This window comes from Pseudoduganella albidiflava, assembly GCF_004322755.1.
Classification (GTDB): Bacteria; Pseudomonadota; Gammaproteobacteria; order Burkholderiales; family Burkholderiaceae_D; genus Rugamonas; species Rugamonas albidiflava.
In genome coordinates this window covers 3,604,254-3,630,337 of sequence record NZ_CP036401.1, presented here as the reverse complement: position 1 = coordinate 3,630,337, position 26,084 = coordinate 3,604,254, and the positions used below count along the sequence as shown (strand labels likewise).

Genomic DNA, 26,084 nt, shown 5'->3' with positions numbered 1-26,084 from the left:
GCGCACCGGACTTGCCTGACCAGGTGCCGGGATCGTCCGCGGATGCGGCGGCCGGCCGTGCCAGGGATATTTCCGGCTCGCCGCGCATTGAACCGGCGAATTCGCATGGCATATACTGGACGGCAGCGGATACAACTACCTCGAGAAAACAAGATGCCATCCATTGAAATCCGGTACACCGATAAATTCCCGGAGCCGCATTTCTCATCGCTCCAGAAAGTCATTTTTGCCGATATCGAGCAGGTTTCAGCCGAATTGGGTTCTGTACTGGCTTCCGAGCGCACCGACGTGGATTTCCCGGCACGGGGCACTGTTTCCATCTGCAGGCTCGGCGCTTATGACGGCCAGGAACTGGTCGGGTGGACCTATGGCTGGATGGACCAGGACAACGCCTTTTATATGGCGAATAGCGGCGTCATGCCAGCCCATCGAAGGAGAGGCGTTTATACATTGCTGCTGCAAGCCGTCGAGCGCCATGCATCGGCGCAGGGCGCGTGGTGCATCCGCTCTCGCCATTCGGTGGTCAACAATCCGGTAATCATCGCGAAGCTGCGGGCGGGTTTTCGTATTTCCGGCCTGCTTCAGTCCGCGCAAATGGGAACACTGGTCGAACTGACGCAGCATTTGTCCGGACAACGCGAAGCGATGTTCCGGAAGCGGGTTTTGCCTTATGTCGTTCCCGATCGCTGATTCCTCCTGCTTCATAATGGACCGGAAGCGGCTATTCAACTTGGAAAGGGCAAGATGAAAAGCGTACAGGATTGGCTATTCAAGGGAAGGCATTTCAAGCTGCAGGCGTTGTCGTTTGCCATCGTAGCCTGTTGCCTGACCGTGTTTTTCTATGGACTGATAACGTATCCAGACGCGCCGTACAAACCTTGCGTCGATGGTCCGTACTGCGGTAAGACAGGCAAGCATCATTCGTACGAATCGTATCGGGACTGGAACCGTTGGGAAGGAGTGCTCATCGCGTGCTGGCCAATTGGCCTGTTGGCGGCGTTTGGGCTGAGCCGGTTGCGAAAACAGCCGCGTAGGATCCTGGAGCGATCGGCCGGAAGCGTGTACGATCCTGGATGAGTCTGCTTGCTATTGAAAGCCCTTATGTATCACTGCCATGTTTGCGGCGCACCTGTGGAAGAAGCACCATGGGGCGAGGATGGACGTACTCCACTGTTCGACCTTTGTCCTTGCTGTGGATGCGAGTTCGGCTACGAAGACTCGACGCAGGCCGGTGTCGAACGTTATCGGACCGCATGGCTGCAGGGCGGCGGAGTGTGGAAGAACTCGAAGGACAAGCCGGCCGGCCTTCACTTGGAGCAACAGCTGAAATGGGTTCCCGCGAAGCTGCCAATCGGTATCGCCAGGCGGATTGCCTAGCGTATGGGTTTGTCACGGGAAGCGCTCGATATACGATGACGATCCATGTGGCCGATAGCGACCGGGCAGTGATGAACGCCCGAAGCATTAATAAGGCGCCGCTCGGCTGAACCGCGAGCCTGGCTCATTCGCCCTTCGATTGATCACCGGTACAAGGATGTATGTTCGCTGACTGGAACGAGATTCGCGAGCTGTTGGCTCGGTCGCCCCATCCACTTGGGGAAATGCCGCTGCGGGGTATCGACACCACCGAAGCGGAAGCACTGCGGGTTATGCTCGGGCGGGAAATACCATCGGACCTGTCGCAGTGGCTTCATATCGCCAATGGGCTGTGCGCGGGGCCGGGCGGACTGTTCGGGTTCGGTATCAGCGAGGAGCATCTGGACATCGAATTCCTTTGGTCGCTATTCCCGGACTGGCGCGCACGGGGATGGATTCCGGTGGCAGGCGATGGGTGCGGAAACTATTATGTACTGGCGATCCAGGGCGAATGCGCCGAAAGCAGTCCTGTAATCTTCGTGGAAACGCCTGGCGCTGCGGATACCGGTGTCGATACCGGCGCCTATGTCGTCGCCTCCAGCCTGGCGCACTTCCTGCGCTTTTATCTGGAAGACGATATCGTGCGAACCGGCTGGCCGTTCGACGAGAAGTACGTACGTGACCGGGACCCCGCCATTGTAAACTTCAGCAGCCTGACGCTGCCCTGGGATGCCCCGGCGTAGCTGCCATGATCGTTGCGGCGAGCGCATCTGGTTTCAACTGGACGATCAGGGTCGGCGGGCGCAGGCTGCCGATTGTCTCGCAAGAGGAAGCTTGCCGGAGCGCGGGCTTTCAGTCCTGACTTCGTAATGCAATATTTGAGGAGTGGACCATGACCAAGTTCCTGATTTCCTTCCCCGCGAATGCAATGCAGGTTCCAGCCGAGGAGATGCCCGCCGTGAGCGAGGCGTCGCGTACGGTAATCCGGGAAGCGAAGGCGGCGGGAGTCTATGTTTTTGGCGGCGGAATCAATAGCGGGGTTGCATCCCTGATGGTGTCGGCCGATGGGAGCTGCGAAACCCGGACCTATCCGCAGACCAGCGAGTTCGATGGCGGATTCTGCGTACTCGAACTGCCCTCCAGGGATGAAGCGATTTCATGGGCGGCCCGGCTCGCCGCGGCCTGCCGTTGTGCGCAGGAGCTTCGCGAGTTCCATTACGACTCCGAGAGCTGATTGCAGCCGTTGCGAAATAAACCTTCGGCGGTACCGCCGGATCGTTTTCTGGAAAGCCCACAGCGAGGAGCGACGCTTCGTTTTTTCAAGCTGGATTTCTCTCTTGATGGCAATCGGTTGTCAAATAATAGTCAGCCACTGGAAACTGTACCGTCCATTCCTTATTGATAGTTATTCCGGGGCTTGGCTGTCGTACTGCCACCGTCCAGAATGCCGGCACCATCGATTAATAGTTAAAAATAAGTTAATCTGTCCATCCGTCCATTCTGATGAGGCAGCGATGAAAACTTTCAAGTCGGTAGTTTGGTCAGGAAGCCTGGCATTATTGTTCACGAGCCCTTTGCCTGCATTTTCCCAGGATATCTGCGCCGAAGAATGCCTGCCGAAGCGCTGGGTTTACTGGCATGGCTCGTTGCTGAAAAAGAACGACGCGAATGTGGTGGAGCCTATCGACATGGTCGCGTTCGAGAAGCTGCTGAAGCGGGCGAAAGATGCGGGCTATAACGGCGTGGCCATGGCGGGTGGCAGCTATGGGTCCTATGTGCAGTTACTGGATGGGTACTATCAAGGCAAGCTTACCGACGTGCTGGAGCAGGCGATGGAAATCAGCACCCGCGTCGGCATCGAACTGATCCCGGTCGGCGCCAACCCGGAACTGGTGTCCTTCAAGCGGCCGGACTTGCGCGAGGCGTTTCCGACGACGACCACCTATACGGTCCCACCCGGCGCCGACAAAGCCGTGGTGAGGACGGGCAGGGGCAACTTGATCCAGAACCCGGGTTTTGATATCGCGGGTAACACGGATTGGAAGTTTGACGGGCCGGCCGAGGGGCAGCATGGCGGTGGAGCACTTGAAACGATTTCCGGCGAACCGGTATTCAAGCTGACGGCCAAGCTGAATCCGCCGCCGGTTCCCGGACCCGGAAAACACAATATGACCCGGCTTTTCCAGCGCGTTGCACTGGACCCGAATACAGCGTACCGGCTGACGTTCAATGTGAGGTCGGACGTCTTCGATGATCCGGGCTTGTTGAAGCTGCAGATCCTGACGGAAAGCCAGGACACCTTGCCAGTCTATGCACGCGGCGGACTGGGCCATGGAACAAATGACCAGGGAGAGTTCCTGCAGTACAGTAACACCGAGCTGTTCAAACCTGATGCCGCATGGCGGACCTTCAATATCCAGTTCAACTCCGGCAACGCCGTAAAAGATGGCAAGGTACCCGTCAATATCTACTTCGGTACGTGGGATCTGGCGAAATCGGAAAGTTCGGTTTATATCGACAACGTATCCCTGCGTGAAATCGGCGTGTCGCATGACGTGGTACGGGGCGACAAGAACGACCTGGTGGTGACCAACGAAGCTGGAACGGTGACATTCACAACGGACGATTACAAGCTCGGCGACCATGCCGGCGGGGATTATGCAGGAAAAGCGCTGGAATTGAAGTCGGCGGGGATCAAGTCGCAGAAGACGCTCAAGGTCAAATGGCGGCAGTCAGGCGAACATATTTTCGGTGGCGGGGTGCCGGGAATCGCCTGTCCGAACGGCGATTTTTTCGATATCCAGAACGCACAGTGGCGAAAAATCGATGAGCTGTTCAGTCTTCAATCGAACAAGTATTACAAGCCGAGATACTTCCTCTATTATGACGAAATCCGCATCATGAACTGGGAGCGCCAGATTGCCGCCTGTCCGACTGTTTCGGCGGCGGATTACCTGCACCACATGGTGCGCGGCGTACAGAACGAGGTTGCGACCGGCGAGTACGTGGAAACCCTGGTGTGGAACGACATGTTCGATCCCTACATGAACGCCATTCCGGCGTACTACAAGGTCAACGGTGCACTGTTCGATGTCGCTTGCACCAGCTCGAGCACGGACCAGCGTTGCAAGCGTTACAACGCGCAGCGCCCATACCCGCTTTACCCCTCCACCATCATCGTCAACTGGACGGCGAAGAACGCGACGACGGATACAACCGAGGTGATCGTCACCCAGAAGCGCCGCGATTCGCTTGCCTATTTCCGGGACTTCCGCCAGGTGATCGCGCTCTACTACAATGACGACGCCAACCTGACGTCATGGCTCGAGGCCTTGAATACCAGCACCGTGCCGTTGGCGATCGAAGGGGTGATGTACACGACCTTCAAGCAGGACCATGGAGCCATCGAAGAAGTGGCGCAACGCATCAAGTGCAGTCCCGCACTGGGCAAACGCTGGCCGACAGCCTCCCGGGGCATTTGCAAGTCTGTGAACTAGCAGGGAGGCCGCCGTGCCGGATACGGCGCAACGGAGGCGCACCAGGTCCCGGCCCAACGGGGCCTGGTAATGACTATTCAAGAAGAGGGCGGACATGGCACAAGCCAGCCCGGACTGGGTCCGGTGCACCCAGCCGGTCGACGGCGTCGAGCGGCTCGAAGCATGGTTCGGCGGCAAGGCTTACGCGATGCACCGCCACGATACCTATGCGATTGGCGCTACGCTCGCCGGCGTGCAAAACTTCCGTTACCGGCGCAGCCTGCGCAACGGGCTGCCCGGCAACGTGATGGTCCTGCATCCGGACGAGCCGCACGATGGGCAGGCCGGCACCGAACAGGGATTCGGCTACCGCATGGTGTATGTCGAACCAGCGCTCGTGCAGCAGGCGCTGGGCGGGCGCCCGCTGCCGTTCCTGGAAAGCGGGATTTCCGCCGATCCGCGGCTCGTCGCCGCAACGCAGGCGCTGTTGCGGCAGGCCGGCCATGCCATCGATCCGCTGGAACAGCACGGCGCGATCGCGGAAGTGGCACGGGCGCTGGCGGCGGTGGCCGGCATGCCGATGCGGGCCAGGAAGGGCGATTTCGCCGCGGCGTGCCGGGCCCGCGACTACCTGCGTGCCAGCATTGACCGGCACGTGGGGCTGGCCGATCTGGAAGCGGCGGCCGGCCGCGATCGCTGGAGCCTGTCGCACGATTTCCGCATGTTTTTCGGTACCAGTCCCTATCGCTACCTGACGATGCGGCGGCTCGACGCGGCCCGCGGCATGCTCCTCGGCGGCTTTCCGCTGGCCCATGCGGCGATCGCCACCGGTTTCGCCGACCAGAGCCACCTGACGCGCCACTTCCTGAAGGCCTATGGCCAGACGCCCGGGCGCTGGCTGCGCTACATGCGCGAGGCGGGCATGCACGGCCTGCACACGAACGTTCAATACGGGCCAGGTTGGCAGGCGTAATCTTCTTCCGTTCACTACTCAGGGAGATAACGATGTCCATTGAAGCACACGGCAGGGAAGCGGCGGCGGTTCGCGGCCAGGGGAAGACCATCGACCTGGCCGCCAAGATCGCGCTCATCGACGGCTACTGGCAACCGCGCGTGGTCGCCGAGATGAACGACTACCAGTTCAAGGTCGTCAGGCTGGCGGGCGATTTCGACTGGCATCGCCACGCCGGCACCGATGAAACCTTCATCGTGCTGGACGGCGAGCTGAGGATCGAGCTGCGCGGGGCGGATGCGCCGCCCGGGCCGATCGTTCTGCGCGCCGGCCAGATGGCGGTGGTGCCGAAAGGCGTCGAACACAAGCCCTGCGCCATCGGCGAGGTGCAACTGCTGCTGATCGAGCCGCGCGGTGTCGTGAATACCGGCGATGGCGGGGAGAGTGCTCGGACCGTCGCCAACGACCAGTGGATCTGACCGGCGACGCAAAGCGAAAAACGGTGACAGGCACCATTTTCCGGGAAACGTTGCAGCAAAAACGGTGACAGGCACCATTTTTCCGGAAACATTTCAGAATAAATGGTGACTGTCACCGTTTTTCCGGTGGTGCCCGGCGGTCACCCTAGCGCTTCGACAGGATGAGCAGGGCGCGCTCAGCGCCAACCCCGGCCGATAGGCCAACCGCCGACGCCCTGTTGGCGCCGTAAATTTGCAACTAACCGAAGGGGACGAGCGCCGACGCGACCTCAGCTGATGCGGTGGCTCAGCCGCCCGGCCATCAGTCCGAAGCCACCGGCAACCGGCGAAGCACGCCAACCCGTTCAGGCATCGGGACGGGCACAAGGCCGCAACGGTGGTCAGAGATCGATTTCCAGCACCAGCGTCCTGGCCCGCGACACGCAAGGCAGGAAGCACCCGGCCCGCTCGGCCGTGGTGAGGTAGCTGTCGCGATGGTCGGCTTCGCCGCCGCGCACCCGGGTCAGGCAGGTGCCGCACACGCCCACTTCGCACGACGATTCGATGTCCACGCCCGCGTCCTGCAGGCAGGCGAGGGCGCTGCGGTCGGCTGGCACGGCGACCTCGCGGCCGCTTTGCAGCAGGCGCAGGACGAACGGCCGGTCGCCTGCCGCAGGCGCCGGAGCGCCGAACGATTCGGTGTGCACCGCATCCGCCCCGAACCGCGCCACGGCCCGCGTGGTGACGGCATCCATGAACGCGGCCGGTCCGCAGGCATAGACGTGCGTGCCATCCGGTGCGGCGGCCAGCAGCGCGTCGATGCGCTCGCCGGTTTCCTCGGGCCCCAGCGCACAATGCACGCTGCTGAACGGCCGAAGCTCCGGGCCTTCCAGCTCATCCGCGAACGGCACCAGTCCGGCCGCGCGGGCGAAGACAGCGAGCCGGAAGGGAACCGCACGCCGTGCCAGTGCATGCGCCATCGACAGCACCGGCGTGATGCCGATGCCGCCGGCGAACAGCAGGTGCGACGGCGCCTCGTCGACCAGCGCGAACGCATTGCGCGGCGTGCCAATCTCGATTTGCGCGCCCTCGGCCGCCACGTCGTGCAGCCATGACGAACCGCCGCGCGATTCCGGCTCGCGCTTGACGGCGATCCGGTAGCGCTCCGGCGAGGGCACGGCGCAGCACAGAGAGTATTGCCGCGTGATCCCGCCTGGCAGCGTCACGTCCAGGTGCGCGCCCGGTTCGTAGGATGGCAGGGCGCCGCCATCCGCCGCGGCCAGTTCGAGAATCCTCACCTCTGGTGTGGCATGCACGATGCTGCGGATGACGGCCTTCATCGGGTGGCGCCCTCGTTCAGCAGGGCGATCACGCGGCGCGCGCGGTTGGCGCCCGCATCCACGTGGATATCGACCATCGGCGGCTGCGCGAAGCGCTGCATGTTGCGCCACTGCGCCTCGATGATCTCGCGGTCTTCCTCGAACGTGTCGGCGGTCTGCTGGTGCACGGTGTCCAGGTTGTCCGGCTGGTCCGGGTGGCTGGACGCGGCCATCGTCCAGAAGTAATGCGAGGTCGTCGCCGTTTCCGGCGTGATGCCGTGGAAGCCGCGCATGTGGAAGCCGCCGCGCTCCGGATTGTCGATCGGTTCGGCGCCGGCATCGACCGCGCCGGTGAAGATCTGCAGGTGGCTGACATGGAAATCGATCTCCTGCCAGCGGTCGATCAGCCCCTTGAATGGCCAGGCCGCCGTGTAGGTGGCGGGCGGCTGGGAAGCCTTCATGTGGCGCACCACGCGCACATGCTCGCCGTCGGCGCCCACGTTGGTCGGCGCTTCCATGTGTACCCGCGCGTTGCCGCCGATGGTTTTCGTGTGCACGTAGCCCACGTGGCTCAGGTCCAGCAGGTTGTCGTGGATCAGCTGGTACGGTGCCCGGTAGTGGAACGCGCCGCCCTTGAAGCGGTAGCGGGGATCGGCATGCGCGGGCACGCGGGGCGGTTCGCAGTCCGGCTGGCCTCCTGGCTGGCTGGCCATCCAGATCCACACCACCTGGTCGACCACCGCGACCGGATACGGCGCCACGCGCGCCTTCGCCGGGATCTTGCCCTGGCCGGGCACGTCGATGCATTGGCCGTCCGCGGCGAACAGCAGGCCATGGTAGCCACAGCGCAGCGCGCCATCCTCGACGCGTCCGCAGGACAGTGGCAGCGCGCGGTGGCAGCAGCGGTCTTCCAGCGCGGCCACCTTCCCGGCGGCGTCGCGGAACAGCACGACCGGGCGGTCGAGGAAGGTGCGACCCAGCGGGGCGTCGCCGACTTCCCAGTCGAAGCCGGCAACATACCAGCGGTCCAGTGGAAAATTGTGAGAATGCGTCATGGTGGTCTCCTTTAGTTCTTGACGGGGTCCTTGACCGCGTCGTAGCGGTCGATTTCGCTGGCGACGAAGGCGTCGCCCCGGCGCTCGATGCGGCGGATGTAGATCGTCTGCACGATGTCGTTGGTGGCGGCGTCGATGGTCACCGTGCCGCGCGGGCTGGGCGCGCTGTAGCCTTTCAGCGCTTTCATGAAGCCCGGCCCGTCCGTCTTGCCGCCGGTTTTGGCCAGCGTGGCGGCGATCAGCGCCATGCCGTCATAGGCCGAAGCGGCCAGGAAATTCGGCTCGAACTTGCCGTTCACGGTCTTCGCGAACGCGGCGCGGAAGCGTTCGTTATCCGCACCCGGGCGCGAATAGGCGTAGAAGCCCGCCGTGTAGATGCCCTGCAGGCCATCGCCGGCCTGGGTCAGCACGTCCTGGTCGGCCCAGCCTTCTCCGCCGAGGAAGCGGATGTTCGCCTTGTGGAGCCCCTTGTCGTGCCATGCCTTCATGAACGACACCATCGGCTGGCCGTTCGGCAGGAACACGTGCACGGCATCCGGCTTTGCGTCCTTGATGCGCTGCACGTAGGCGCTGTAGTCGACGGTGGCCAGCGGTGCGCGCACCGCGCCGACGATCGTGCCGCCGGCCGCCTTGAATGTCCTGTCGAACCACTCCTCGCCATCGAGCCCCGGCGCGTAGTCGGCGACGATCGAGTACACCTTGCGCGAACCGGTCTTGTGCGCCCACTGTGCCAGCGGCACGACCGACTGGGCGATGGTATAGGAGGTGCGGGTGACATACGGCGACCGTTTGGTGATGCCGGAAGCGGCGGCGTTCATCACCACCAGCGGGCGCTTCGCCCGGTCGGCCACGCTGGCCGCGGCCATGGCGTTCGGCGTGAAGATGAAGCCGGCCAGGATATCGGCCTTGTCGCGGCTGACCAGCTCCGTCGCCAGGCGCTTGGCCACGTCGGCCTGTGGCCCGGTGTCGTCGCGGTACAGGACTTCGATCTTGCGCCCGCCGGCGGTGGCGCCATTCAGGCGCAGCCACGTGTCGATGCCCGCTTTCATCTGCGCGCCGCTGTGCGCGGCGGGACCGGAGAGGGAAGTGATGACGCCGATCCGCACCGGCTCAGCCGCATGCAGAGCGGAGGAAAAGGCAAAAGATGAGGACAGGGCCAGCAGCGCGCTGCCGGCAATCAGGTTGCGCAAGATCGTCTCCTTGTGTGGTCGCGGGCCTGGACCGGCCCGTCATGAAACGATCATCACGCAATTTGGACTATCTGAAAATGGAATTTATTGCATAATCTGAATTCGAAAAAGTAATAGAGGCCTGAATAGAGGCGCGTAACAGAGGGATGTAACCGAGGTGGAGAGATGGCCGTGAAACCGTTCGACATGAACCTGCTGCCGATCGCGCTGGCGATATTCGAGGAAAAGAGCGTGAGCGGCGCGGCGCGGCGCCTGGGCATGAGCCAGCCGGCGGTCAGCGTGGCGCTGAACAAGCTGCGCACGGCGCTGGGCGACCCGCTGTTCGTGCGCGCCACGCAGGGCATGCAGGCGACGCCGCGCGCGCTGGACCTGATCGCGCCCACCCGCGACATCCTGCAGCGCCTGGAAACGGACGTGCTGGCGCGCCGCGATTTCCAGCCCGCCACCACGCGCAAGCGCTTCACGCTGGCGCTGTCGGACATCGGCGAAATGACCTTCCTGCCCAAGCTGCTGGACCGCCTGCAGCGCGAGGCGCCGGATGCCACCATCAGTTCCGTCAGCATGCCGCCCGAAGACCTGGCGCGTGCGCTCGAGAGCGGCGACGTGGACCTGGCGGTCGGCTACTTCCCCGACCTGCACCAGCGCAACCTGTTCCAGCAGCGGCTGTTCTCGCACGACTTCATCTGCCTGCTGCGGCAGGGCCACCCCTACCGCGCGCGCCAGCTCACGCTCGATGCGTTTCTAGGAATGGGGCATGCCGTGATCAAGGCGGAAGGGCGCAGCCAGGAAGTGTTCGAACAATTCCTGGCGCGGCAAAAGATCGAGAGGAGGGTGGTGCTGTCGACGCCGCACTTCATGTCGATCCCGTTCCTGATCGCGTCGAGCGACCTGGTGGTGACGGTGCCGCGCGCGGTAGGCGAGTCGTTCGCGAAGCTGGCGGACATCCGGCTGCTGGAGCCGCCGCTGGAGATACCGCCATTCGACCTGAAGCAGCACTGGCACCGCAAATACCACAAGGACGGTGCCAGCATGTGGCTGCGCGCGCTGCTGGCCGAGCTGTTCGGCGCCTGAGGCGTGCCAGCCGCGCAATGGGTGACGCTTGCTGCAGGGTGACGCTTACTGCAGGGTGACGCTTACTGCAGCGTGAGGATGACCTTGACGGTATCGTCCACGGCCGACTTGTCGATGTAGCCGATGGCTTTCGGATCGTCCGCCACGGCTTTCTTCACCTCGGCGTTCGACTTGAATTCCTTCGGCGCCTGGGCCTTGCCGGTGAAGACCAGCTTCGACCAGATGGCCTTTACCTGGGCGGCATCCTTGTCCGTCACCTTCTTGTAGAACTCGTTGCGGATGGCCGAGCCGTCGGCCTGGTCGACCGGCGTGAACATCGTCGATTTACCGAGGAAGAACTGGGCCGCCTGCTCGGAGAACATGCGCGTGGCCGGGTTCTTGGCGCTGACGATCACCACGGTTTCCGCACGGACCGGGAGCACCGCGCCGGCGGCGAACATCGCGGCAACCAGGATATAAACAGTCTTTTTCATCATGGTTCCTTAGAAAACGAAGTCGACACCGGCGGCGAGCACGGTGACTTTCTTGCCCACGCCTGCCGGGGTCACGTCCGACAGCAGGGCGTTCTTCACGCCCGGCTTGATGCGGTCGACCTGCACCTTCAACGCGGCCGACTTGGCGAAGTCCCAGCGCACGCCGAGCGTGTCCGATTTCTGGCCGGTCGGCGCCAGGATGGAAGACATCGCGCCATACAGCGGCGGAATGCCTGCCAGGCCGGCGGGAATGCTGACCGAGGGCTTCGACTTGAAGCTGCCGTGCGAGTAGTACGGCAGCACCGTGCCGAAGCGGTAGCCGGCCATCAGGTACCAGGCGTCCGCATCGGCCAGGAACATCTTGTCCACGCCGCGGCGAATGCCGTATTCCGATTGCACCACGATGTTGTTCCAGTCGGCCATCAGGCCGACGGACGTGAACGAGATCACTTTCTCCTCGCGCATGCTGAAGTCGTTTGCGAACTGCTCGAAGCCGGCGTGGGCCACGGCGTCCGACAGCTTGTTCAAGTCCTTGGCGTCGATCGTCAGCTTGCCGCGCACGTGGGCGACGCGCAGCTGCACCGGGCCGCGTTCAGCGGTGAACGCGATCGCCGCGTGCGGCGACTGGAAGCGTTCCACCGACTTGTCCTGGGCCGTGTAGGCCTTGCCCCGCACCACGCCGCCCACCGCCTGCACGGTGAAGGTGGTCTCGCCGACGCTGTGCTGCCAGCTGATGTCGGCACCGTCGATGTTTTCCAGGAAGTTCGAGCCATACAGCTCGGTCGGCGGGCGCATCATCGTGTTCGCATAACCCACGTTCTGGTAGTCCGAGATCAGGAACGTCGGCATCACCACGCGGCCGACGCGCACGGCGATATCGTCGTTGACCTGGTACTTGACGAAGGCCCATGCCAGCTCGGTCGTGAAGCTGTCGCCGGTCGACTTGCGCGACAGGATCTGCGTGGTGGCCGACAGCTTGTCGGAGAACTTGTACGTGGCTTGCAGGCCGAGGTTGGAGTCGAGGCCGATGGTGGTGGTGCCGGCGGTGCCTTCGCGCTGGTTCGAGCGCGTGTAGCGGGCATCTTCCGTATTGCTCCTCGCGGCGGCCAGCGTGCCGAAGCCCGTGATGCTGAGGTTTTCGCTTCCGAGGTCGGCCGATTGCGCAACGCCGAGGGTGCCGAGCAGCGCGGCGGCTAACAGTGTGAGTTTCATTCGTTGATCCAGTGTTGTTCGTCTTGCCGCGAAGTCGGTGGCGGCGGCCGTGTCGGATGGAACAATAGTGGAATTGCCGTGTGGCATCAAATTGTTTTCGCGATCGGGTAGCCATTTAACAAGTTACTGTCGCCTTTTTCGCACAGCAGGGCTCGCTTCAGGTCTGGATCGCGCCAGGGATCGATCCAGGTATCGATCCGGCGGATGGCTGGCATGGAAATAATCCATTTTTCGGCACCGCGCCGTTTCCTTATATTGCTGACAGCCGTCCTGTCCGCGCCGCCACCGGCCGCGCCGACGAGGGCGCGCCGCCACCATCATCAATACAAGGAATCAGCATGTTCAAGTACTTCCCGACCAACTATGTGTGGAACCTGTCGGTCGACCTGGCCATCGAAATGGGCGCCAGGATCGGCGAGATCGAGGAAATGTGCGCACCGCTTCAGGAAGCGGCGCGCCAGCCCGATGCCGACGGCACGCGCGCCTTCCGCGCCACCTGGTCGACCATGGCCGACAAGCTGTGCGGCCTGGCCGAGGAAGACGAGCGGCGCGGCCGCCTGATCTCGGCCGGCGACAAATACGGCCGCGCCGCCACCTACTACCTGACGGCGGAACGCCTGCAGGCGCACGGTGCGCCGGGCCGCGCCGAGTTGTACGGCCGCTTCCTCGACGTGTTCGCCCGCGGCATCCGCCTGGCCGGCGAGAACTGCGAGCGGGTGGAAATCCCCTACGGCGACGGCCACATCGCCGGCTTGTACGTGCGCGCCGAAAACACGCAAGGGCCCGCGCCGATCCTGGTGCAGGTCAACGGCCTCGATTCCACCAAGGAGATGAAGTACCGCGTCGGCCTGCCGCGCTGGCTGGCGCAGCGCGGCGTGTCGTCGCTGGTGATCGACCAGCCGGGCACCGGCGAAGCGCTGCGGCTGCACGGCATGACGGCGGTCTTCGACAGCGAACGCTGGGCCTCGAAAGTGGTCGACTGGCTGGAGACACGCGACGACGTCGATCCGAAGCGCATCGGCCTGGAAGGCGTCTCGCTGGGCGGCTACTACTGTCCGCGCGCGGTAGCCTTCGAGCCGCGCTTCGCCTGCGGCGTGGTGTGGGGCGCCAACCACGACTGGCGCGACGTGCAGAAGCGCCGCCTGGCGAAAGAGGGCAGCTTCCCGGTGCCGCACTACTGGGAACACGTGCGCTGGGTATGGGGCGCCAGGGACATGGACGACTTCATGCGCATCGCCGAAAACGTGCACCTCGACGGCGTGCTGGACCGGATCACCGTGCCCTTCCTCGTCACGCATGGCGAAAAGGATTCGCAGATCCCGCTGCACTGGGCCCAGCGTACTTACGACCAGCTGATCAACAGCCCGGGGCGCGAACTGAAGATCTTCACGGACCGCGAAGGCGGCGTGCAGCACTCCAGCTTCGACAACTCCGCCAATGCCGGCGCGTACATCGCGGACTGGGTGGCCGAGACGCTGGGCGGGCGGACCACCGTTTAAGCGAACCACGGCAGTTTGCGTCACTGGTGTCGGACACCGCAGGTGTCGGACACCGGTTTTCGCCGAGCCAGCAACCGGTGTCCGACACCAGACGGAAAAACCGGTGTCCGACACCAGGCAACGCCGGCGTTTGCGCCACAGGTGTCCGACACCAGGCACCAGCATTACCAGACATCACACACCAGACTCTCCAGGAGACATCATGAACATCATCGGACCCGACGCGCTGGTCTTCGGCGTGGACGACCTCGCCGCCTGCGCGCAATACCTGACCGACTACGGCCTGGCCCCGGCTGGCAACGGCCGCTTCGAGGCGCTCGACGGCACCGCCATCGTGCTGGCGCACAAGGACGACGCCGGCCTGCCGGCGCCGATGGGCACGGCCAGCATGCTGCGCAAGACCATCTACGGCGTGGCCGACCAGGCGGCGCTGGGCGCCATCGCCGAGGAACTGGGCCGCGACCGCGAAGTGAAGCGCCTGCCCGACGGCAGCATCGAGGCGCTGGACGACATGGGCTTCGTGCTCGGCTTCCAGGTGACCGTGCGCCGCGCGCTGGACATGCCGGCCGAAACCATCAACGCGCCCGGCGCGGCGCCGCAGCGCAAGCCGAACGTCGTCGCCGTCGATGAGAACGCGCCGGCGCTGCCGCGCACGCTGTCGCACGTGGTGTATTTCGTGCCGGACGTGCCGCGCGCGGAAAAATTCTATGTCGAGCGGCTCGGCTTCGCATGTACCGACCGCCTGGTGGGCGCCGGGCCGTTCCTGCGCCCGGCCGGCACGCTCGACCACCACACGCTGTTCCTGATCCAGACGCCGCCGTTCATGAAGGGCATCGAGCACTTCACCTTCCACATGGGCGGCCCCACCGAAGTGATGCAGGCCGGATCGCGCTTCGTCAACAAGGGATACCAGTCATTCTGGGGCCCGGGCCGCCACAAGATGGGCTCGAACTGGTTCTGGTACTTCAATTCCCCGCTGGGCTGCCATGTCGAGTACGACGCCGACATGGACCTCCACGATGAACAGTGGACCGCGCGCGAAGCACCGGCCGGTGCCGACGCATCGCAGCTGTTCCTGTTCGAGAAGCGCGACAACTGGGCACCGGGCGGTCCGCCGCCTGGCGCGGCGGGGGCCGCGGAACGGCACTGATGGACAGCGTGTACCTGTGCCGCCTGGACGACATCCCGGACGGCACGTCGCGCGGTTTCGATCCGTGGCGCGAGGGGCGCGACACGGTCTTCGTGGTGCGGCAGGGCGCCGTGCTCCACGCCTGGCGCAACGCCTGCCCGCACTACGGAACCCGGGATCGCGAAGTCCCGCTGGCCTGGCGCAAGGATGCCTACCTGGATGCCGACCGCTCCAGCATCGTCTGCGCCGCGCATGGCGCCCGGTTCGACATCGCCACCGGCATCTGCACGCTGGGACCCTGCCTGGGGCAGGGCCTGCAGCGCGTCGAAGTCGAACTGGCGCCCGATAACAATATTTACATACCGCCGCAGGGCGGAAGGAGACCAATATGACGCACCCTGTCCAACGCGTGCTGATCGTCGGCGGCGGCTTTTCCGGCATGTCCGCCGCCATCGAACTGAGAAAGCGCGGCATCGCCGTCGACCTGGTCGAGATCGATGCCGGCTGGCGCTCGTACGGCGCCGGCATCAGCCTGGGCGGCGCCACGCTGCGCGCATTCCGCACGCTGGGCGTACTGGACGAATTCGTGCGCCGCGGTTCCGCGCACGACAACGTCGACCTGCACACCTCCGGCGGCCACCACATCGCCACGCTGCCCACGCCCCGGCTGGCCGGGCCGGACGTACCGGGCGGCGGCGCCATCATGCGCCCCGTGCTGGCGGAAATCCTGGCCGAGGCCACCCGCGCATCCGGCACCAACGTACGTCTCGGCTGCACGTTCGCGTCATTCACGCAGGATGCCGGCGGCGTCGACGTGACCTTCACCGATGGGGCCTCCGGCCGGTACGACCTGGTGATCGGCGCGGACGGGCTGTATTCGGCGATGCGCGACGCGCTGTTCCCCGGCGCCGCCGGCCCGAAGTACACCGGGCAGGGCGTCTGGCGCGCGGTGCTGCCGCGGCCGGCGTACATCGACCACGCGATGATGTGGCTGGGCCCGAAGATCAAGGCCGGCGTCGCGCCCGTATCCGACACGGAGATGTACCTGTACGTGACGGAAGACCGCGCCGAGCGCACCTATGTCGATCCGGCGCAGTTCCTGCCGCTGCTGCGCGACCTGCTGGCGCCGTTCGACGTGCCGGCGCTGCAGGCCATCCGCGCCCGCCTGGCCGAGGATTCGCAGGTGATCTACCGGCCGCTGGAAGGCCTGCTGCTGCCGCGCCCATGGCACCGCGGCCGCGTCGTCCTGATCGGCGATACGGTGCACGCCACCACGCCGCACATGGCATCCGGCGCCTGCATCGGCATCGAGGATGCGATCGTGCTGGCCGAGGAACTGGAACGCCACGCCGACATCGATACGGCGCTGGGTGCCTTCGAGGAACGGCGCTGGGAACGCTGCCGCATGGTGGTCGAGAATTCCGGGCGGCTCGGCGAGATCGAGATCACCGGCGGCGACAAGGCCGAACACGGCCGCATCATGCGCGAGACGCTGGTCGCGCTGGCCCAGGCGATCTGAGAGGGCGCATGGAAACCCTGAAACCCGTTCGCCGCATCGTCACCGGCCACGACGCCGCCGGCAAGGCCATCGTGGCCGAGGCCGGACCGCTGCCGACCGTGGTGCCGATCGAGAAGATCCCGGGCACCGTGTTCCATGAAATCTGGTCCACGGCCGCCACGCCGGCCCCGGTCGGGAACGGCGCCGATCCGACCCTCGGCCCGCTCGTTTTGCCGCCGCCGCGCCACGGCTCGCGCATCCGCATCGTCGACATTCCGCCCGATACCGACGAGTTTCTAACGCAGGGCGCGGCCCGGATGAAGGCTGCGTTCACCCAGATCGGCGATGCCGCCGCCTCGACGGTCAGGGCGGAATCGCCGCACCCGCTGATGCACCGCACCGAGTCGGTCGACTACGGCATCGTGCTCGAGGGCGCGATGACGCTCGTGCTGGACGACAGCGAAGTGCCGCTCGCGCGAGGCGACATCGTCATCCAGCGCGGCACCAACCACGCCTGGGCCAACCGCTCGGGCGCCATGTGCCGGATGCTGTTCGTGCTGCTCGACGGCGAATACGAACCCGGCCTGCGTACCGCGCTGGCCAACCGCAAGGAGAATGCATGAAATTCGCAACGTTGAAATCGGACCGGCCGGATGGCCGCCTGGTGGTGGTCTCGCGCGACCTGTCGCGCGCCGTGGATGCCGGCCACCTTGCCGCAACACTGCTCGACGCGGTCGAGCGCTGGGATGACGTACAGGCTGGCCTGCTTGCACTCTACGACGGCCTGAATGCCGGCGCGGCAGAGAACAGTTTCGCTTTCGATCCGGCGGCCTGCGCGGCGCCGCTGCCGCGTACCTGGCAGTGGGCAGACGCCTCGGCGTTCCTGAACCATGGCCGGCTGATGGAACGGGCCTTCAACACGGAGCCCATTCCCGATTTCGAGACGATCCCGGTGATGTACCAGGGCGCTTCCGACGATTTCCTCGGCCCACGCGACGATGTGCCGTTGCCCGACGAAAGCCTGGGCATCGATTTCGAAGGCGAATTCGGCGTCATCACGGGCACCGTGCCGATGGGCGCGACCGCTGCCGCGGCCCAGGAACGGGTGCGGCTGCTGGTGCAGGTCAACGACTGGAGCCTGCGCAAGCTGGGACCGCGCGAGATGAAGACGGGCTTTGGCTTCTTCCAGTGCAAGCCGTCGACCAGCTTCGCGCCGGTCACCATCACGCCGGACGAGTTGGGCGAGGCGTGGCATGACGGCCGCGTGAAGCTGGACCTGCACGTGCAGTGGAATGGCGCGTGGTTCGGCAATCCGAACGGCGGCGAGATGAACTACAGCTTCGGCCAGCTGATCGCCCATGCGGCGCGCACGCGGCGGCTGTCGGCCGGCACCGTGATCGGTTCCGGCACCGTGTCGAACGAGAACCGCGCCGCCGGTTCGGCCTGCATCGCCGAGCGCCGCGTGATCGAGATCATCGACCATGGCGAGCCGCGCACGGAGTTCATGCGCTTCGGCGACCGGGTGTCGATGACCGCGCGCGATGCGCACGGCGATGCGCCGTTCGGCACCATCGACCAGCAGGTGGTGCGAGCCCCGGCGCCGGATTGAGGGCCGCGCCATGCACATCGTGATCACGGGCGCCGGCGGCTTCGTCGGCGCGGCGCTGGCACATCACCTGGCCCGGCACGGGATACCGGGCCGGCCGGCGGTCAGCCGCCTCACCCTGGTGGACCGCCGGTTCGCCGACGCGCCGGACGATGCCCGCGTACGTCTCATCCACGGCGACTTCGGCATCGACCAGGTACTGGACGCGGTGTTCGACGTGCCGGTCGACGTGCTGTTCCACCTGGCCAGCGTGCCCGGCGCCGAGGCCGAGCGGGATTCCGCGCTGGGCTACCGCGTCAACCTGGTCGCGCCGCTGGCGCTGTTCGAACGGGCCGCGTCGCAGGAGCGCGCGCCGCGGCTCGTCAATGCCAGCAGCATCGCCGTGTATGGCAGCGAGCTCCCGGCCACCATCGACGACGACACGCCGCCGCGGCCAGCCATCAGCTACGGCGCCCACAAGCTGGCGTGCGAGATCGTGCTGGCGGACCTGGGCCGGCGCGGCCTGGTGGACGGCATCTCGCTCCGGCTGCCCGGCATCGTGGCGCGGCCAGGGCTGTCGGCGGGGCATGGCTCGGCGTTCATGAGCGCGATCCTGCGTGCCGCCCAGCTCGGCGAACCGTACACCTGCCCGGTATCGCCGGCGGCCGCGTGCTGGTGGATGTCGCTACGGGCCTGCGTGGACAACCTGGTACATGCGGCGACACTGGACGCGTCGTCGATGCCGGAAAGCCGCGCCATCACGCTACCCGTGCTGAGATTGACCGTGGAAGACGTCGTCGCCGCGCTGGCCCGGCGCTTCGGCGCGGGCTCCGTCGCCGGCATCCGCTGGCAGCCGGTCGCCGGCATCGAAGAGCTGTTCGGGCGCATGCCACGGCAAGCCCCCGGCATCGCCGCACGGCTGGGCTTTATCGACGACGGCGACTGCGACGCCCTGGTCGGGCGGGCGCTGTAGCGTGCATCGCGGCGGCGCCCGTCACCTGCGGCGCCCGTCACCTGCGGCGCCATCGCATTTGCCGATACGTCGCATCGCGATAAACCATTTTTCGGCACCTCCCAGGCTCGGTATTCTTGACCAACAAGAAAACGGAGACCCCTCCCGCCTCGCTGTCGCAGGCATGCAAGGCACCGCTTCACTCGCAGCACAACAATAAAACGCGCACGACACGCGCGGCGGGTCCGTTCGTCCCGCATAAAACCAAGGAGACACCATGAAACACACCAGAGCAGGCATGACGGCAGCCGTGGCCGCGGCGATCGCCGCCATGGCCGGCGCCCAGGCGGCGGAGATCGCCACGACCATTCCCGACCTGACGGTCCGCTGGGACAACACGGTCAAGTACAGTACGGCGTACCGGCTCAAGCGGCCCTCGGCCGTGCAGGTCACGCCGGGGGAAAACACGGTCAACACGGATGACGGCGACCGCAATTTCGGCAAGGGCTTCGTGTCGAACCGCGCCGACCTGCTGTCGGAACTGGACGTTTCCTATCGAAACTTCGGCGTGCGCGCCAGCGGGGCCGCCTGGTACGACGGTGCCTACAACCGTTCCACCGACAATGCGTTCCGGCCGACCTGGAACGCGGCCTCGGTACCGCCCACCGAATTTACGGACGCGACCCGCAGGCTGCACGGCAGGAAGGCCGAGCTGCTCGATGCCTTCGTGTTCGCCAAGGGTACGTTGGGCGAGATGCCGTTCACCGTGCGGGCCGGCCGCCACGCGCTGGTGTATGGCGAAACGCTGTTCTTCGGCATGAACGGCATCGCCGGCGCCCAGCAGCCGATCGACGTCGTGAAAGGCCTGTCGGTGCCCGGCACCCAGTTCAAGGAACTGCTGCGCCCCGTGGGCCAGGTGTCCGGCCAGCTCCAGGCGGGTGCCAATGTCAGCCTGGGCGCCTATTACCAGTATCGCTGGGAGAAGAGCCGGCTGCCGGCCGCCGGCAGCTATTTCTCCACCGTCGACTTCCTGGACGACGGCGGCGAGCAGCTCTACACCGGCGTGGATGCGACCGGCCGGCCGGTGGCGCTGGCACGCGCGCACGACCGCCTGGCCAGGGATTCGGGGCAGGGCGGTGTGCAGCTGAAATGGAGCCCCGAAGGCCTCGGCATCGACTTCGGCCTGTACGCCGCGCGCTACCACGACAAGGCCCCACAGGTGGTGCTGGCGCCGGGCCTGCACACCTATTCGCTGTACTACCACGAAGGCATCCGCACCTATGGCACCAGTGCCACCACGACGCTGGGCGAGTTCAACTTTTCCGCCGAAGCTTCCGTGCGCCACAACACGCCGCTGTCGCATGCGGGCACGGCCGACCTGTTCGGCCTCGTGCCGGCGGCCTTCGGCGGCCCGGCCAGCGCCTCGGACAACCGTGGCAATCCGGTCTATCCGGTGGGCCGTACCGCCCACGTGAACGTGTCGATGCTGGCATCGCTCGGCCCCAGCTTCATCGCCCGCGAAGCTTCGCTGGTGGGCGAGATCGCCTGGAACCGGGTGACCAGCATCACGAAAAACGCCACGATGATCGACCCGAACGCGCGGCGCGAAGGCACGGCGGTGCGGGTGCTGTATGAACCGAGCTACCGCCAGGTGGCCGGCGGGCTCGATGTGTCGGTACCCATCGGGCTGGGCTACGCGCCGGCCGGCCGTTCGCTGGCCCTCGGCAACAGCTTCGGCGTGCAGCGCGGCGGCGACATCAGCGCCGGCCTGAACGCCGTCTACGAGAGCGCCTGGTATGTGTCGCTCAACTACACCCATTACTTCGGCCGCGAGGATACGCCGACGGTCGTCACGCACGCCCCGCGAACACTGCCGCAATCGGCCTACACCTACGGCCAGGCGATGAAGGACCGCGATTTCCTGTCGCTGTCCATCCGCCGCACATTCTGATGACAATGGAGACAACCATGACACGCATGAAGCACCTGCCGGCCGCGCTGGCGGCCATCCTGTTCGCCGGCGGCGTTTGCGCCGCCACCGCCGAGGAGGCGGCGCAACTGGGCAAGAGCCTGACGCCGCTGGGCGCCGAGAAGGCCGGCAACAAGGATGGCACGATCCCGGCCTGGGACGGCGGCCTGGCCAAGCCCGCCGCCGGTTTCACGAATGGCGCAAAACGCGACCAGGATCCGTTCGCCGGCGACAAGCCGGTCGTCTCGATCACCGCGAATAACATGGAGCAGCATGCCGACAAGCTGTCCGACGGCAGCAAGGCCATGCTGAAGAAATACCCGTCGTACCGCATCGACGTGTATCCGACGCGCCGCACGGCTGCTGCGCCGGACTGGGTGTATGCGAACACGGCAAAGAACGCCACCCGCGCGAAACTGAACGACAAGCTGGTGCCGGAAGGCGCCTATGCCGGCATTCCATTCCCGATCCCGAAGACCGGCGCAGAAGTGATGTGGAACCACCTGCTGCGCTGGCGCGGCACCGACTGGCAAAAGCCGTTCCGCTCCTACCTGACGACGGCGGCCGGCAAGCCGGTGATGACGGTCGACGGTACGGCCGACGGCAGCATGCCGTACTACTATAAAGACGCCGCGGACAAGTTCAACGGCACTTACTGGACTATCCGGCTGGTCAACTCCGGCCCACCGATCCGCGCCGGCGAAGCGATCAACGGCAAGCTCAATCTCGATCCGGAGAAGGATTCCAGCTATGTCTACCTGCCGGGCCAGCGCCGCACACGCAAGCTGCCGAACGCCTGCTGCGATACGCCGACGCCAGCCACCGCGGGCGTGATGAGCTTCGATGAGGTGGATATCTTCGGCGGCCGCCTGGACCGCTTCGACTGGAAGATCCTGGGCAAGAAGGAAATGTACATCCCGTATAACAGCAACCGCTCGCTGAAGGGCAAGGATGCCGACCTGCTGGGGCCGAACCACCTGAATCCGGACGGCGTGCGCTGGGAGCTGCACCGCGTGTGGGTGGTGGAGGCGAAGCTGAAGGCGGGCCAGCGCCACCTGGCGCCGCGCAGCGTGTACTACATCGACGAGGATTCGTGGACCGGCGCGCTGGCGGACCGCTGGGATGCCAATGGCCAGCTGTGGAAGACGCTGTGGTCGCTGCCGGTAACGATGCCGGACCTGCCGGCCACCACCAGCATCACGTTCGGCTTCTACGACCTGGTGTCCGGCACCTGGTTCGTCAGCGACCTGGTGACGGAAAAGGCCGTGCAGTACAAGCAGGTGCCGCGCTGGCCGGAAGCCACGTGGAGCCAGGAAGCCCTGTCCGGCGCGGGGTTGCGCTGATGGGCCGTCTGTTCAATACGCTGCTGGCCGCCTGCCTGGCGCCAGCCGCCGCTGCTGCTGCCGCACCGGCTGCGGTACCGGCGCAGGGCGCGCAGCAGGGAATGCAGCAAGGCGTCCATGCGGTACTGGACCGGCCGGCGGCGAGCGACCGCCAGGCCCCGCGCCGCGTGATGCTGGGCCTCGACCGGATGGAGGGACGTGCGATTGCCGTGGGCGAGCGTGGCCTGGTGCTGCTGTCGGACGATGGCGGCAAGGCTTGGCGGCAGGCACAGGTACCGGTCAGTGTCACGCTGACGGCGGTGCGCTTTGTGACCCCACGGCTGGCCTGGGCGATCGGCCACGGCGGCGTGGTGCTGCACAGCGCGGACGGCGGCGCCACCTGGCGCCGGCAACTGGACGGGCGCGGCATCATCCGCCTGCTCGACACCGCGGCGCGCGGCAACGAAGCGCTGGCCGCCACGGCACGCCAGTTCGCCGCGGACGGTCCGGACAAGCCCTTGCTCGACCTGCATTTCTTCGACGAGCGGCGCGGCATCGTGGCCGGTGCCTACGGCCTGGCGCTGCGCACGGAAGACGGCGGCGCCACGTGGACGGTCCTGAATGACGCGATCGACAACCCGGACGGCTTGCATGTCTACGCGATCGCCGTGCGCGGCGAGGAAACCTGGCTGGCCGGCGAGCAGGGCTACCTGGCCCGCTCGCTCGACGGCGGGCGCAGCTTCACGCGCGTGCAGGCGCCGTACCGGGGCACGTGGTTCACCGCCAGGGCATTGCCCGATGGCGGCTTGCTGTTCGGCGGCCTGCGCGGCAATGCATTCCGCTGGAACGGGCAGGGCTTCGAGCAACTGGCCGGCTACGCGCCGGTGTCGCTGAGCGCATCGGCGGCCGGGAAGGACGGCGTGCTGTTGGCCGACCAGGCCGGCCACCTGTACCGCGCCGGCAGTGCCGGCCAGCCGGCCCGGATGGTGAAGCTGGCCACGCCGCCCGCGCCGATCGCGGCGCTGGCGACGACGGCCGGCGGCGATGTGCTGGTGGCTGGCGTGCGGGGTGTCTCCCGCATCGACGCGGCCATGCTGGAAGGAGGTGCGCCATGAGTTTCGGCGGCTCCGCGGGCGAACAGGCGGTGATCCGCGACCTGTCCCACTTCGATACCCGCTCCGGCAGCGCGCTGGAACGGCTGCTGTTCAACCACCGGCTGCTGGTGGCGCTGGCGTGCCTGCTGGCCACGCTGGTGCTGGGCTGGCAGGCCACGCGCCTGAAGCTCAACGCCAGCTTCGAGGACATGATCCCGGCCAGCCATCCGTACATCGCCAATTACCTGGAGCACCGCGACCAGTTGAGCGGACTCGGCAACGCGGTGCGCATCGCCGTCGCGGCCAAGGGCGGCACGGTGTACGACGCGCAGTACCTCGCCACGCTGCAGAAGATCAGCGATGAGCTGTTCCTGATTCCCGGCGTCGACCGCACCTACATGAAGTCGCTGTGGACGCCGTCCACGCGCTGGGTCGGCGTGACGGAAGAGGGCATGGAAGGCGGGCCGGTGATCCCCAACGACTACGACGGCTCGCCGCGCAGCGTGGCCCAGGTGCGCGAGAACGTGGCCCGTTCCGGGGAGATCGGCCAGCTGGTCGCGGTCGATGGCCGTTCCAGCATCCTGTACGTGCCGCTGCTGGAACGCGGCGCGGATGGCCAGCCGCTGGACTACGCGGCGCTGGGTGAACGCCTGGAGCAGCTGCGCGCGAAGTACGCCGGCGGGCAGGTGGACCTGCACATCGTGGGGTTCGCGAAAGTGGCGGGCGACCTGATCGAGGGGCTGAAGCAGGTGCTGCTGTTCTTTGCCGCCTCCACGCTGATCGCGGCGGCGATGCTGTACTGGTACACCCGCTGCGCGCGCAGCACGCTGCTGGTGGTGGCCTGTTCGCTGGTGGCCGTGGTGTGGCAACTGGGCCTGCTGCCGCTGCTGGGCTACGGGCTCGATCCGTACTCGATGCTGGTGCCGTTCCTGGTGTTCGCCATCGGCATGAGCCACGGCGCGCAGAAGATGAACGGCATCATGCAGGATATCGGCCGCGGCACGCACAAGCTGGTGGCGGCACGCTATACGTTCCGCCGGCTGTTCCTGGCCGGCCTGGCGGCGCTGCTGTGCGACGCGGTCGGTTTCGCCGTGCTGGCGATCATCGACATCAAGGTGATCAAGGATCTCGCGGCGGTGGCCAGCATCGGCGTCGCCGCGCTGATCCTGACGAACCTGATCCTGCTGCCGATCCTGCTGTCCTGGCTGGGCGTGGATGCCGGCGCGGCGCAGCGCAGCCTGCGCGCCGAGGCGGCCGAAGGTAATGGCAATGGAAGCAGCGGCGGCAAGGCCGGTGGCAGTGGCAGCTGGTCCGTGCTGGAACGGTTCACCGAACGGCGCACCGCGGCGGCAACCATCGCGGTAGCGGCGCTGCTGGGAGCGGGCGGCTACTACGCCAGCCTGCACGTGAAGATCGGCGACCTCGATCCGGGCGCACCCGAATTGCGGCCGGATTCGCGCTACAACCGCGACAACGCCTATGTGGTGAGCCACTACGCGGCCAGCAGCGACGTGTTCGCCGTGATGGTGAAGACGCTGGACAATGCCTGCGCCAGCTACGACACGCTGATGCGCGTGGATGCGCTGGAATACCGGCTGTCGCAGCTGCCCGCGGTCGAGACGACCAATTCGCTGGCGCTGCTGAACCGCCGCGTGCTGACCGGCATGAACGAGGGCAGCCTGAAATGGTATGAGCTGGTGCAGAACCAGGGTGCGCTGAACATGGTCACGGCCGGCGCGCCGCGCGGCCTGTACAACGACACCTGCAACCTGCTCACGCTGTACGCCTACCTGACCGACCACAAGGCCGACACGCTGGCCGGCGTGGTGAAGGTGGTGGAGGACTTCGCCCGCGAGAACGACACGCGCGACGTGAAGTTCCTGCTGGCGGCCGGCAACGCGGGCATCGAGGCGGCCACCAACATCGTCGTCCACGATGCCAGCCGGGCCATGCTGTACTGGGTGTACGCGGCGGTGATCGTGCTGTGCCTCGTTACGTTCCGCTCCTGGCGCGCCGTGGTGTGCGCGGTGGTCCCGCTGGTGCTGACGTCCGTGCTGTGCGAGGCGCTGATGGTATGGCTCGGCATCGGCATCAAGGTGGCCACGCTGCCGGTGATCGCGCTGGGCGTCGGCATCGGCATCGACTATGCGCTGTATGTGATGAGCATCCTGCTGGCGCGCCAGAAGGCCGGCGACTCGCTGCGCGAAGCGTACAGCCATGCGCTGCGCTTCACCGGCAAGGTGGTACTGCTGACCGGCGTGACGCTGGCGATCGCGGTCGCCACCTGGGCCCTGTCGCCGATCAAGTTCCAGGCCGATATGGGCATCCTGCTGGCATTCATGTTCCTGTGGAATATGGTCGGGGCCCTGGTTCTGCTGCCGGCGCTGGCCTGTTTCGTGATGCCGTCGGCCCGGCGGCAGGTGCAGGACGCGCCTGCGGGCGTGCCGGCGCAGGCGGCGCTGGCCGACTGACCG

General features: G+C 65.9%; 24 protein-coding genes. 18 read left to right on the top strand and 6 right to left on the bottom strand.

Translation table 11 applies throughout. The features are described 5' to 3' along the window. Window positions 1-153: 153 nt before the first annotated feature. From EYF70_RS14965 to EYF70_RS14935, 6 genes are all read left to right on the top strand, one after another. A complete protein-coding gene (locus EYF70_RS14965; RefSeq protein WP_165497674.1) occupies window positions 154-690 on the top strand; it encodes a GNAT family N-acetyltransferase in 537 nt (178 codons plus the stop codon). An 848-nt stretch (window positions 691-1,538) separates the two neighbouring features. Continuing rightward, a complete protein-coding gene (locus EYF70_RS14955) occupies window positions 1,539-2,099 on the top strand; it encodes an SMI1/KNR4 family protein (RefSeq protein ID WP_131146125.1) in 561 nt (186 codons plus the stop codon). Between the two features lie 149 nt (window positions 2,100-2,248). Next, entirely contained in the window at window positions 2,249-2,590 is a 342-nt protein-coding gene (locus EYF70_RS14950) for a YciI family protein (protein WP_165497673.1), read from the top strand. Window positions 2,591-2,870: 280 nt separating this feature from the next. Beyond that, entirely contained in the window at window positions 2,871-4,853 is a 1,983-nt protein-coding gene (locus EYF70_RS14945) for a hypothetical protein (RefSeq protein WP_131146124.1), read from the top strand. A 94-nt stretch (window positions 4,854-4,947) separates the two neighbouring features. Next, entirely contained in the window at window positions 4,948-5,805 is an 858-nt protein-coding gene (locus EYF70_RS14940; protein WP_131146123.1) for an AraC family transcriptional regulator, read from the top strand. 32 nt (window positions 5,806-5,837) lie between these two features. Continuing rightward, on the top strand, window positions 5,838-6,263 hold the full coding sequence (locus tag EYF70_RS14935; protein WP_131146122.1) for a cupin domain-containing protein: 426 nt from the start codon (window positions 5,838-5,840) through the stop codon (window positions 6,261-6,263). A 380-nt stretch (window positions 6,264-6,643) separates the two neighbouring features. Here EYF70_RS14935 and EYF70_RS14930 read toward each other — a convergent pair whose 3' ends face one another. From EYF70_RS14930 to EYF70_RS14920, 3 genes are read right to left on the bottom strand one after another with little or no spacing between them, the layout of a single operon-like run. Beyond that, window positions 6,644-7,582 (bottom strand): PDR/VanB family oxidoreductase, encoded by a 939-nt coding sequence (locus EYF70_RS14930; RefSeq protein WP_131146121.1) that lies wholly within the window; start codon window positions 7,580-7,582, stop codon window positions 6,644-6,646. After that, on the bottom strand, window positions 7,579-8,616 hold the full coding sequence (locus tag EYF70_RS14925) for a Rieske 2Fe-2S domain-containing protein (protein ID WP_131146120.1): 1,038 nt from the start codon (window positions 8,614-8,616) through the stop codon (window positions 7,579-7,581). The genes EYF70_RS14930 and EYF70_RS14925 overlap by 4 nt, the downstream gene beginning before the upstream one ends. An 11-nt stretch (window positions 8,617-8,627) precedes the next feature. Next, window positions 8,628-9,806 (bottom strand): ABC transporter substrate-binding protein, encoded by a 1,179-nt coding sequence (locus EYF70_RS14920; protein WP_165497672.1) that lies wholly within the window; start codon window positions 9,804-9,806, stop codon window positions 8,628-8,630. Between the two features lie 165 nt (window positions 9,807-9,971). Between EYF70_RS14920 and EYF70_RS14915 the strand changes: the two genes are divergently transcribed. Further along, window positions 9,972-10,877, top strand: coding sequence for a LysR family transcriptional regulator (locus tag EYF70_RS14915; protein ID WP_229420872.1), 906 nt, complete (start codon window positions 9,972-9,974; stop codon window positions 10,875-10,877). Window positions 10,878-10,939: 62 nt separating this feature from the next. Here EYF70_RS14915 and EYF70_RS14910 read toward each other — a convergent pair whose 3' ends face one another. The 3 genes from EYF70_RS14910 to EYF70_RS31845 all read right to left on the bottom strand — a co-directional run bounded on the left by EYF70_RS14910 (window position 10,940) and on the right by EYF70_RS31845 (window position 12,777). After that, a complete protein-coding gene (locus EYF70_RS14910; RefSeq protein ID WP_131149109.1) occupies window positions 10,940-11,317 on the bottom strand; it encodes a type 2 periplasmic-binding domain-containing protein in 378 nt (125 codons plus the stop codon). 42 nt (window positions 11,318-11,359) lie between these two features. Continuing rightward, window positions 11,360-12,562: a porin gene (locus EYF70_RS14905; protein ID WP_131146117.1), complete on the bottom strand. Its 1,203-nt coding sequence runs from the start codon at window positions 12,560-12,562 to the stop codon at window positions 11,360-11,362. A gap of 86 nt (window positions 12,563-12,648) precedes the next feature. Then, window positions 12,649-12,777 carry a hypothetical protein gene (locus EYF70_RS31845; RefSeq protein ID WP_259772428.1) on the bottom strand — a complete coding sequence of 43 codons (129 nt, stop codon included), beginning with the start codon at window positions 12,775-12,777 and terminating at the stop codon, window positions 12,649-12,651. A gap of 123 nt (window positions 12,778-12,900) precedes the next feature. On the opposite strand from EYF70_RS31845, the gene EYF70_RS14900 reads away from it, so the two are divergent. The 11 genes from EYF70_RS14900 (at window position 12,901) to EYF70_RS14850 (ending at window position 26,081) form a co-directional block, all read left to right on the top strand. Next, window positions 12,901-14,061, top strand: coding sequence for an alpha/beta hydrolase family protein (locus tag EYF70_RS14900; RefSeq protein ID WP_131146116.1), 1,161 nt, complete (start codon window positions 12,901-12,903; stop codon window positions 14,059-14,061). Between the two features lie 202 nt (window positions 14,062-14,263). Next, window positions 14,264-15,211: a VOC family protein gene (locus tag EYF70_RS14895; RefSeq protein ID WP_131146115.1), complete on the top strand. Its 948-nt coding sequence runs from the start codon at window positions 14,264-14,266 to the stop codon at window positions 15,209-15,211. Then, on the top strand, window positions 15,211-15,582 hold the full coding sequence (locus EYF70_RS14890) for a Rieske (2Fe-2S) protein (RefSeq protein WP_131146114.1): 372 nt from the start codon (window positions 15,211-15,213) through the stop codon (window positions 15,580-15,582). Before EYF70_RS14895 ends, EYF70_RS14890 begins: the two co-directional genes overlap by 1 nt. Further along, on the top strand, window positions 15,579-16,709 hold the full coding sequence (locus EYF70_RS14885; RefSeq protein WP_131146113.1) for an FAD-dependent oxidoreductase: 1,131 nt from the start codon (window positions 15,579-15,581) through the stop codon (window positions 16,707-16,709). The genes EYF70_RS14890 and EYF70_RS14885 overlap by 4 nt, the downstream gene beginning before the upstream one ends. Window positions 16,710-16,717: 8 nt before the next feature. Continuing rightward, window positions 16,718-17,311, top strand: coding sequence for a cupin domain-containing protein (locus EYF70_RS14880; RefSeq protein ID WP_131146112.1), 594 nt, complete (start codon window positions 16,718-16,720; stop codon window positions 17,309-17,311). Further along, the gene (locus EYF70_RS14875) at window positions 17,308-18,297 is read left to right on the top strand and encodes a fumarylacetoacetate hydrolase family protein (protein WP_131146111.1); all 990 of its coding nucleotides are present in this window, start codon (window positions 17,308-17,310) and stop codon (window positions 18,295-18,297) included. The genes EYF70_RS14880 and EYF70_RS14875 overlap by 4 nt, the downstream gene beginning before the upstream one ends. 10 nt (window positions 18,298-18,307) lie before the next feature. Continuing rightward, window positions 18,308-19,246, top strand: coding sequence for an NAD-dependent epimerase/dehydratase family protein (locus tag EYF70_RS14870; RefSeq protein ID WP_131146110.1), 939 nt, complete (start codon window positions 18,308-18,310; stop codon window positions 19,244-19,246). A 256-nt stretch (window positions 19,247-19,502) separates the two neighbouring features. Beyond that, window positions 19,503-21,176, top strand: a complete 1,674-nt coding sequence (locus EYF70_RS14865; protein WP_131146109.1) for a DUF1302 domain-containing protein — start codon at window positions 19,503-19,505, stop codon at window positions 21,174-21,176. A 17-nt stretch (window positions 21,177-21,193) separates the two neighbouring features. After that, window positions 21,194-22,537: a DUF1329 domain-containing protein gene (locus tag EYF70_RS14860; RefSeq protein ID WP_131146108.1), complete on the top strand. Its 1,344-nt coding sequence runs from the start codon at window positions 21,194-21,196 to the stop codon at window positions 22,535-22,537. Continuing rightward, on the top strand, window positions 22,537-23,631 hold the full coding sequence (locus EYF70_RS14855; RefSeq protein ID WP_131146107.1) for a WD40/YVTN/BNR-like repeat-containing protein: 1,095 nt from the start codon (window positions 22,537-22,539) through the stop codon (window positions 23,629-23,631). Before EYF70_RS14860 ends, EYF70_RS14855 begins: the two co-directional genes overlap by 1 nt. Beyond that, window positions 23,628-26,081, top strand: a complete 2,454-nt coding sequence (locus EYF70_RS14850) for an efflux RND transporter permease subunit (RefSeq protein ID WP_131146106.1) — start codon at window positions 23,628-23,630, stop codon at window positions 26,079-26,081. Before EYF70_RS14855 ends, EYF70_RS14850 begins: the two co-directional genes overlap by 4 nt. Window positions 26,082-26,084 lie beyond the last annotated feature (3 nt).